This window comes from Cognatundibacterium squillarum, assembly GCF_014652435.1.
GTDB classification, from domain to species: Bacteria; Pseudomonadota; Gammaproteobacteria; order Burkholderiales; family Burkholderiaceae_D; genus Undibacterium; species Undibacterium squillarum.
On record NZ_BMYU01000007.1, the window covers coordinates 237,401 to 246,537 of the forward strand.

Sequence of the window (9,137 nt, forward strand, 5' to 3'; positions counted from 1 at the left end):
GTTACAGGATTACATTTTTTCCGGTGCCGATACGCCGATCAGGGACAGACCGTTGCGGATGACCTGACGGGTTGCCAGATACAGCGCCAGACGGGCACGTTTGAGGGCTTCATCATCCACCAGTACGCGCTCGGCATTGTAGTAGCTGTGCAATTCGCCAGCCAGATCACGCAGATAGAAGGCCACCTGATGCGGGCCGAGTTCATCCAGCGCTTTTTCCAGCATTTCCGGATACTCAGCCAGTTTGGCCAGCAGGCTGGCTTCACGCGGTGCGGTCAGCAGGCTCAGATCGGTGTCTGCCAGTTTCGCCAGTTCTGCTTCATCGCTGCTGAATTGCGACAGCACGGAGCAGATACGGGCATGCGCATACTGCACGTAGTAAACCGGATTTTCATCGGTTTGCGCCAGCGCCACGTCCACATCGAACACGAATTCTGTATCCGCTTTACGCGAGATCAGGAAGAAACGCACGGCGTCGCGGCCTTTGACGATTTCACCGTTGCCAGACCATTCGATCAGGTCACGCACCGTCACATACGAACCGGCACGTTTGGAGATTTTGACTTCCTCACCGTTTTTCATGACGGTGACCATTTTGTGCAGCACGTAGTCAGGATAGCCTTGCGGAATACCGACGTTCAGTGCCTGCAAGCCAGCGCGTACACGGGCGATGGTGCCGTGGTGATCGCTGCCCTGAATATTGATCGCCTGCTGATAGCCGCGTTCCCATTTGGTCACGTGGTAAGCCACATCCGGTACGAAGTAAGTGTAAGTACCGTCTGTCTTACGCATCACGCGGTCTTTGTCATCTTTGTAGTCGGTGGTGCGCAGCCACAGCGCGCCGTCCTGCTCATAGGTTTTACCGGCAGCGATCAGCGCATTCACGGCACCTTCGACTTTACCGTCGGTGTACAGCGAGGATTCCAGATAATAGGTATCGAACTTCACGCCGAATGCCTGCAGATCGGTATCCTGTTCGCGGCGCAGATAAGCAACCGCGAATGCGCGGATAGAGTCGATATCATTCACATCGCCGGACGCCGTAACTGGCAGACCATCGCTGGCGGCGGTAGTTTTCTTCGCCAGAAAATCTTCTGCGATTTCAGCGATGTAATCACCGTTGTACGCCGATTCCGGCCAGCCGGCTTCACCCGGTTTGAAACCTTTGGCACGTGCCTGTACCGACAAAGCCAGATTGCCGATCTGTACGCCGGCATCGTTGTAATAGAACTCGCGGCTGACCGCAAAGCCCTGCACATCCAGCAATGCGGACAAGGCATCACCGAGCGCCGCCTGACGGCCGTGACCTACGTGCAGCGGACCGGTCGGGTTTGCGGACACAAATTCCACCACCACTTTTTTACCGGCACCGCGCTGGCTGCGGCCATAGGCGCTGCCCTGACGCAGAATGATTTGTGCCACCGCTTGTTTGGCGGCAGTGCTGATGCGCAGATTGATAAAACCCGGACCGGCGATTTCGACGGCGGCAATCATAGGATGTTGCTGTGCCAGGATGCTGTCAGCAATTTGCTGGGCGATTTCACGCGGATTTTTGCGCAGCGGTTTGGCGATCTGCATCGCGATATTACAAGCGGCATCGCCGTGCGCCGGATCGCGCGGACGTTCGAGCGCGATCACAGGTTGCAGTTCGGTACCGGCCAGCAGCGGTGCCACCGCTGTCTGTAAAAGTTGCAGAATTTCTTGTTTTTGCTGAGCTAACATGGCACTTAAATCATTGCACTTTGGCAATTTTTCAGAATTGGGACAGCAAACATTATACTGTCTGCCCCGTGCCCTGTCTGGTTTCCTGAGACATTTCGGCAGCGTAAACCAGAAAGCGGTGTGAGCAGATACTCACACCGCTTTTCAGAAGATTCGCGCTTCAGGCAATCTGCACTTGTTTCGCAGACTGCGACAGCATCAGCACACGCCAGACACGGGCAAAAAACACACCGTTCAGGGCACCGAAAAACAGGCTGCTGATGGCGACATAGGTGTTTTGCTGGCTGAGTGCCGGTACGATTGCCAGCGCCACGTTTTCTGCATATTTGCCAACGAAGATGGTCATCATCAGTACCAGCGGTGTCCAGCTGCCTTGCAGGCGGTACTGGTCGGCACTGATACGCACCATCTGCTCCGGCTGCATACGCTGTGCCACCACCCAGCCGGTCAGCAGCATGGTGCTGCCCCACAACATCACCGGCCAGCTTTCCAGACCATAGTGTTTTGCCAGACTGTTCAGCGAAATCCCCAGCATCACCAGTGGCAGAATCAGCAACATGCGCAGACTGACTTCACGGTCGCGGCTGGCCTGCACGCCGCGCTGTACCAGAAATGCCAGTAAAACCCAGACCCAGACCGGTGTGTTGCTCAGAATTTGTTGCAGCATGATGATCTCCCTGTGAATGTTGATGTGTTGTTTCGTGTTGTGTCCTGCGATGAAGACAGTATGGCGGGGGCTGCACAGGGATGCGAGGCACTTGCGACCACTTGCCGGAATCCGCCGTGAAACGACTGCCGCACGGCGCGAACTGTCGGTGCGGAACGCGTCTAAATCGGGCTGTCCGGCGCGCTGCCAGCGTGTAGAATGGCGCTTTTGCTTGTTTGGATAGACTATGTGGTTTAAAAATTTACAAATCTTTCGTCTGAACGGCGCATGGGACATCCAGGCCGAAGAATTGCATCAGCAACTGGCGCGTATCGCGTTTTCTGACTGTGCTTCCAGTGAAATGCAGAGTCAGGGCTGGATTTCGCCACGCGGCAATGACTTGCTGGTACACAGCGTCAACCGTCAGTTTCTGATTTCGCTGGCCACCGAAAAAAAACTGCTGCCCTCCAGCGTAATCAATCAGGTCACCAAAGCACGCGCAGCAGAACTGGAAGAGCAGCAGGGTTTTGCGCCGGGTCGCAAAGCCATGAAAGATCTGAAAGAGCGCGTGACCGAAGAATTGCTGCCGCGCGCATTCGCGGTACGCCGCCAGACCTTCGTCTGGATTGATCCGGTGAATCGCTGGCTGGTGATCGACGCCTCCAGCCCGTCCAAAGCGGATGAAGTGATCAAGCTGTTGCTGAAATGCTGCGACAAGCTGCCGCTGGAAGCACTGCGCACCAAATCCAGTCCGCAAGCCGCGATGACCGGCTGGCTGGCCGGCAATGAAGCACCGAAAGGCTTCACGATTGATCAGGATACCGAGCTGAAAAGCGCGAATGAAGACAAATCCACCGTGCGCTATGTACGCCACACGCTGGAACCGGACGATATCCAGAAACATATCGCTGCCGGCAAACTGTGTACCAAGCTGGCACTGACCTGGAATGACCGCATCAGCTTCGTGCTGACCGATAACCTGACCATCAAGCGCATCAAGCCGCTGGATGTGATGGATGAAGCCAAAGACAAAGGCGTCAACGAAGAAGAACGTTTCGATACTGACTTCGCGCTGATGACCGGCGAACTGGCCACCATGATCGACGATCTGGTATTCGCCCTCGACGGCGAAGCGCAACCAGCCAGCGTGTAATCCTGCCCGGGGATGGCTGCGGCCATCCCTGCTGAGCGCCGCACACTTCCCTTCCTCTGATTTTCCTTCCGAGACAGTTCCCCGCTTTCGCAACGGAACATCGCCCTTTTTACCTTCTTCAGCAAAGCACTTCAGGCGCCGCGATACCAATACTGAGCACGCCACCGCAGCAAATCGCTATTCGTTTTCCTCACCTGTGAAAAACAGGATTGTGCCGTTTTGAAAAAACCACCTGCCCGCTCGCCCGCTGTTTCTGCGGACATCGCTGTTTTTTGTGCGGAATTGCGCATTTGAAGGCAAAAAAGCCTTCCGGAGTGAATCAGGAAACGGTGACAGTAATGCTGGCGAGATGGAAATAACTGCCGGTCACATACAGCGCCACCGCCGCCGCGATCAGCGCTGCGCTGACAACCGGCACCTGCAAGTGCACTGGCAAACGCTGTACCAGTGCCGTGCGCAAAGCCAGCCTCCCAGTGATCTGCAACAGCAGCGCGGCGGCTAACAGCACCATCGTCAGCACCAGTTGCGGCGCGGAAACCGTCCAGTAACGGAAATCACCCGACGGTGACATCGCAGCAAGCGTGATTGCCAGAACAGCGAACAACATGATCAGCGCAAGTGTGAAACGCAAGGGCTGGCGTAACGGGAGACTGGTTTGCATACACATCTTTCTCGGTAAAGGTGGTGTCCGGCGTGGAAGGGAATTCAGGTATCCGGCATCACAGATCGTTCAAAATTATTACATTTACATATCTCTTTGCAAATAAATTCCTGCATGCTGCAGTGAGTTATGCAGGAGGATGTCGTGCCTGAAGCACAAACGCAGGTAAAAGCGATACACAGCAAGGAAGGCAGGCAGGTCAGGAGCGGTGACGCCACGCACCGCTCTGCCGGAATACCCCTTCGCTTTCCTCACCTTCAAAAAACAGGATTATGCCGTTTTGAAAAAGCCACCTGCCCGCTCGCCCACTGTTTCTGCGGACATCACTGTTTTTTTGTGCGGAATTGCGCATTTGAGGGTAAAAATGGCCTTCTGAGGGTTCCGGCATGGCTGGCTGCTGTGCCATCAGAGGAACCAGCCGGTTCAGGGGCAGGCGGGCACCGCAGGATGGGTGCGTTCGCCTTTTCCCGCTTTCACAACACTCTTAAATTTCTGTCTTGACAGAAATAACGGAAAATCTATACTGACGCCATGGAACTGACACCAATCTCTGAACGCTTTGTCCTCCACTGGGGGGAAATGGGCTCCCGCTGGGGCGTGAACCGCACCGTGGCGCAAATTCATGCGCTGCTGTATCTGGCTGCAAGGCCGATGGATGCGGAGGAAATTACCAACACGCTGGGCGTGGCGCGCTCGAATGTGAGTAACAGCCTCAAGGAGCTGCAATCCTGGAATCTGGTGAAAGTGGTGCATTTACGCGGCGACCGGCGGGATCACTTTGAAACTTCCACCGATGTGTGGGAATTGTTCAAACTGATTGTGGCCGGACGGCGTCAGCGCGAAATCGATCCGACCATCAGCGCGCTGCGCGATTGTCTGGCGCATCCGGATCTGCCGGCTGAACCGGACGGCACCAAGGAAAGAATTACGGACACACTGGAATTCATCGAAACCATGAGTACGCTGGCCGATGAAATGCTGAGACTGAAGCCGGAAACCCTGATGAAAACCCTGGGGGCAACGGCAAAACTGAGTCGTACTTTCCGCGGCAGCGGTAAAGACGCGTAAGGAATCAGGCGGCTGCGGGCGCAGCCATCTGAAACACGGCGGAGGAATGTCCGCCTTTTTTCGGCAAGTTAATTTCTGTCCTTACAGAAATAACTGTTATTAAAGGAGAGAGTGATGAGTACTACACGTCTGATGCTGGAAGTTTTGCTCCCGCTTGCCACCGGCGGCAGCGCCATTCTGCTGATCCGTCAGCCACTGCGCGAGTTGCTCAGTGAGTTATGCGGCACCCGTCAGCGCACCACATTCTGGTGCCGCGTGCTGTATCTGCAATTACTGGGGCTGCCGCTGCTCGCAAGTCTGTATTTTGAGCATCCTGATATGACCGCCGGCGCGGATGAAGTATTCCGGCGCGTGCTGTTACTGAGTCTGAGCGCGGTATTGCTGGGCCTGCTGTTTTTCACCCAGCGCTTGCTGAAAATGATCCCCGGCAATGCGACCGCAGCAGCTGTGCCTGCAACACCATTAGCAAGCAGTCCGGCAACGGCGAACGGAGCCTGATATGCGCATCCTGATTTGCGGCGGCGATGGCATGGTTGGTCAGGCACTGAGCAGTGCGCTGACGGAAGCGGGGCATCAGATTGTGCGCGGGGTTCGCCATCCGCGTCTGGATGGCGACAGAGCGATCGATTTCCGTCTGCAGCTCAGTGCTGCCGACTGGCAAGCGCTGGTGCGTGACTGCGATGTAGTGATCAATGCGGTCGGTATTCTGCGTGAGCAGCAAAGCGGCGACTTCAGCGCGATTCACAGCGCTGCGCCGCAGGCACTGTTTCTCGCCGCCGCACAACAGGGTGTACAGCACATCATCCAGATTTCTGCACTCGGTGCGGATCAGGGCAGCACAGCGTATTTCCGCAGCAAACTGGCCGCTGACCGCTATCTGCTGGAACAGCTGGCACCGGCCTTTCCGCAGCTGCGCTGTACGGTCTTGCGACCTTCGCTGATTTTTTCGGAACGTGGTGCATCCAGCCGCTTACTGATGAGACTGGCCAGCCTGCCCCTGATCGCGGTACCACATTTGCCGGACGCGTTGTTGCAGCCTTTGCATATCAGCGACTTATGCAGTGCCGTGCGCAATCTGTGTGAGATGGCGCAGCCGCCGGCGCTGGCAGAACTGGGTGGACCGCAGACATGGACGCTGGAAACGCTGCTGCTTGCCTACCGGAACTTGCTGCACTTACCGGCTGCACCGGTGATCCGTTTGCCGGCGGGCATGGTTGCCGCGGCCGCCCGGTGTCTGGAGTATGCACCGGCATCCCCACTGACATCGGACAGCTGGCACATGCTGAAGCAGGGCAACCATACCGTGTGCAATCAGTTAGCCACCTTATGCGGACATCCGTTGCGTACCGTCGCCAGCTTTCTGCCGCCGGACAGCGCAGTGGCGATCGCAGCACGCGTACGGGAAAACTGGATTTTGCCGGTTCACCGGCTGGTACTGGCGATGATCTGGCTGATCACCGCTTGTCTGTCAGCAGGACTGACACCGCTGGAAGACAGTCTGGCTTTACTCGCGCCGCTTGGCTTGCAGGGACAGATTGCTCTGTTTGCGCTGTATGGCGCAGTTGTCCTCGATGCGGCATTTGGTATCGTCACCCTGCTGCGACCGGGGCCGCGTCTGTGGCTGCTGCAGGCGGGTCTGATCGTGTTTTACAGCGTCGTCATTGCGGTGTATTTGCCGGCATTCTGGCTTCATCCGTTTGGCCCGCTGCTGAAAAATCTGGCAATACTCAGTCTGTTACTGCATTTGTACTCGGAGCGCACATCATGATCTATCTGCTCATCAAAACTCTGCATATTCTGTCGTCGGTACTGATGGTGGGAACCGGCTTCGGCAGCGCGTTTTATCTGTTTTTTATCCACCGTCAGGGTAATCTGGCCAGTATCGCGCAAGTCAGCAGGTTAGTTGTGAAAGCAGACTGGTGGTTCACCACTCCGGCCATCATCATTCAGCCGCTGAGCGGCGCAGTCATGCTGTACATGGCAGGCTATCCGCTGAACAGTCTGTGGATCTGGCTCAGTGCTGCTTTGTACTTACTGGCAGGCGCCTGCTGGCTGCCGGTTGTGTGGCTGCAAATCCGCTTAAGGGATATGGCAGCACATGCGCTGGCAGAAAATAGTACATTGCCGCCACGTTACTGGCGCTATGCCCGTTACTGGGAATGGCTGGGCTATCCGGCATTTACCGCCATGCTGATTGTTTACGGCCTGATGGTGTTCAAACCGGTTTCACTAACGGGTTAACACACGCAGAGTTGCCGGCACGATACGGCGGTGCGCCGGTTTCACCGGCAGCATATATAAGTGACCGAACCAGTTTTTCACATGAACGACGGTACTTACGGTCACCAGATTCTGCTGCCAGTCCCGGTACACGGAGACTTGCACCTGTAAGTGCTTGTCATCATCGCCCATGACGATTTCCTCTTCACTGACACTGAGTAAAGTGAATATTCCCAGACGGTCACCGATACGATAGGCGCTCAGCGGTTTTTCTGGGTTCAGCTTATCAAAGCCACCCAGATCCTTCAGTCCCAGTTTGCTGACTACTTTATTGCGCAGCGCCATCGCATTCGCGATCCAGCGTGGTGATCGCATAAACACCGCCTGTAATGCCGCAAAGGTTGTGATGCCGGGGTCTACCGGATGTACCGACCAGCTGTCATGAAAATCCGCGCTCCGGGAACAGGATTGCAGGCGGCTGTCGGCCGGCATAGAACTCAGAAAAGGTGATGACATATGGCATTCCCTTTGTGGATGATGTAATCACATCAGTATAAAAGGGAACACGAGATACCGCAGAAGGTGGAGCGGATCAGACTGATTCGCAGAAAGAATACGCGGCAGAAAAGCAAAAAAGCCAGTCACAAGGACTGGCTTTGCAAATTCTGGCGGAGCGGACGGGACTCGAACCCGCGACCCCCGGCGTGACAGGCCGGTATTCTAACCAACTGAACTACCGCTCCGAATTTATTAAGACTACTTAGCTGTGGTGGGTGCTGAGAGGGTCGAACTCCCGACCTACGCCTTGTAAGGGCGCCGCTCTACCAACTGAGCTAAGCACCCGTTTCTTTGCTTAGTCAGCTAAGTCACCGGAATCCCGGATGTCTTAAGGACGCAAATTATACATCAAACGACGTAGCACTGGCAATGTGTTTTGCAGCTGCAGGCAAAAATATTCGTCGGGTAATCAAAAGATCCAATTTTCAGGCGATCAGCAGAACTCACGTGCCGGCAATATTTCGTTGCGAAGATGCGCGAATTCTCTTATCAGCAAGTCATTTCCGTTACGGAGTCTGCCGGAAAACCTTTTCCGGCTGTCCAGGACAGGTTTCTGCATGTCCAAACACAAAAAAGACAAGATCAGCCTGACAAAAAAATCCCGGAAACAAAAGTAAAAAAGCCAGTCGTTCGACTGGCTTTTTTATCTGGCGGAGCGGACGGGACTCGAACCCGCGACCCCCGGCGTGACAGGCCGGTATTCTAACCAACTGAACTACCGCTCCTAAACCTTAAACCTTTTTAAACAACTTAGCTGTGGTGGGTGCTGAGAGGGTCGAACTCCCGACCTACGCCTTGTAAGGGCGCCGCTCTACCAACTGAGCTAAGCACCCATTTCTTTGCTTAGTCAGCCAAGTTGTTTAGCGTTTGTCACTAAACGTCTTAAGAAGGAAGATTATGACTTAAATCTGACTTCTTGTCTAGTATCTGTACGCATTTTTTGAACGAATCAAACTGCGTAAAACACTATGCTTTCACTAAAAAGCAAAACCCCCGCCTCATTTGAGAGCGGGGGTTTCTTATGGGGAGCCTGACGATGACCTACTTTCACACTGGTTGCAGCACTATCATCGGCGCAAAGTCGTTTCACGGTCCTGTTCGGGATGGGA

Annotated in this window: 10 protein-coding genes and 4 tRNA genes; 6 read left to right on the plus strand and 8 right to left on the minus strand. The window is 55.1% G+C overall.

Annotated elements, in window-relative coordinates:
• Positions 1-9: 9 nt before the first annotated feature.
• Both argS and IE092_RS14485 read right to left on the minus strand, forming a co-directional pair.
• Positions 10-1,722, minus strand: a complete 1,713-nt coding sequence (argS, locus tag IE092_RS14480) for an arginine--tRNA ligase (protein ID WP_189357905.1) — start codon at positions 1,720-1,722, stop codon at positions 10-12.
• Between the two features lie 160 nt (positions 1,723-1,882).
• On the minus strand, positions 1,883-2,389 hold the full coding sequence (locus IE092_RS14485) for a DUF6622 family protein (RefSeq protein WP_189357906.1): 507 nt from the start codon (positions 2,387-2,389) through the stop codon (positions 1,883-1,885).
• Positions 2,390-2,615: 226 nt separating this feature from the next.
• On the opposite strand from IE092_RS14485, the gene IE092_RS14490 reads away from it, so the two are divergent.
• A complete protein-coding gene (locus IE092_RS14490) occupies positions 2,616-3,521 on the plus strand; it encodes a recombination-associated protein RdgC (protein WP_189357907.1) in 906 nt (301 codons plus the stop codon).
• A 319-nt stretch (positions 3,522-3,840) separates the two neighbouring features.
• Here IE092_RS14490 and IE092_RS14495 read toward each other — a convergent pair whose 3' ends face one another.
• Positions 3,841-4,182 (minus strand): hypothetical protein, encoded by a 342-nt coding sequence (locus IE092_RS14495; protein ID WP_189357908.1) that lies wholly within the window; start codon positions 4,180-4,182, stop codon positions 3,841-3,843.
• A gap of 208 nt (positions 4,183-4,390) precedes the next feature.
• Between IE092_RS14495 and IE092_RS14500 the strand changes: the two genes are divergently transcribed.
• The 5 genes from IE092_RS14500 to IE092_RS14520 all read left to right on the plus strand — a co-directional run bounded on the left by IE092_RS14500 (position 4,391) and on the right by IE092_RS14520 (position 7,491).
• Positions 4,391-4,558, plus strand: coding sequence for a hypothetical protein (locus IE092_RS14500; protein ID WP_189357909.1), 168 nt, complete (start codon positions 4,391-4,393; stop codon positions 4,556-4,558).
• Positions 4,559-4,713: 155 nt separating this feature from the next.
• Positions 4,714-5,250 carry a GbsR/MarR family transcriptional regulator gene (locus IE092_RS14505; RefSeq protein WP_189357910.1) on the plus strand — a complete coding sequence of 179 codons (537 nt, stop codon included), beginning with the start codon at positions 4,714-4,716 and terminating at the stop codon, positions 5,248-5,250.
• Between the two features lie 114 nt (positions 5,251-5,364).
• A complete protein-coding gene (locus IE092_RS14510) occupies positions 5,365-5,748 on the plus strand; it encodes a hypothetical protein (RefSeq protein ID WP_189357911.1) in 384 nt (127 codons plus the stop codon).
• A 1-nt stretch (position 5,749) separates the two neighbouring features.
• Positions 5,750-7,018, plus strand: coding sequence for an SDR family oxidoreductase (locus IE092_RS14515; protein WP_189357912.1), 1,269 nt, complete (start codon positions 5,750-5,752; stop codon positions 7,016-7,018).
• Positions 7,015-7,491: a DUF2269 family protein gene (locus tag IE092_RS14520; RefSeq protein WP_189357913.1), complete on the plus strand. Its 477-nt coding sequence runs from the start codon at positions 7,015-7,017 to the stop codon at positions 7,489-7,491. Before IE092_RS14515 ends, IE092_RS14520 begins: the two co-directional genes overlap by 4 nt.
• On the opposite strand, the gene IE092_RS14525 is transcribed toward IE092_RS14520, so the two are convergent.
• The 5 genes from IE092_RS14525 to IE092_RS14545 form a co-directional block, all read right to left on the minus strand.
• Entirely contained in the window at positions 7,480-7,986 is a 507-nt protein-coding gene (locus IE092_RS14525) for a DUF2867 domain-containing protein (RefSeq protein WP_189357914.1), read from the minus strand. The genes IE092_RS14520 and IE092_RS14525 overlap by 12 nt on opposite strands.
• A gap of 150 nt (positions 7,987-8,136) precedes the next feature.
• Positions 8,137-8,213, minus strand: a tRNA-Asp gene (locus tag IE092_RS14530).
• A gap of 24 nt (positions 8,214-8,237) precedes the next feature.
• Positions 8,238-8,313, minus strand: a tRNA-Val gene (locus tag IE092_RS14535).
• Positions 8,314-8,676: 363 nt separating this feature from the next.
• Positions 8,677-8,753: transfer RNA gene (locus IE092_RS14540), tRNA-Asp, on the minus strand.
• 32 nt (positions 8,754-8,785) lie between these two features.
• Positions 8,786-8,861: transfer RNA gene (locus IE092_RS14545), tRNA-Val, on the minus strand.
• Positions 8,862-9,137: the final 276 nt, after the last annotated feature.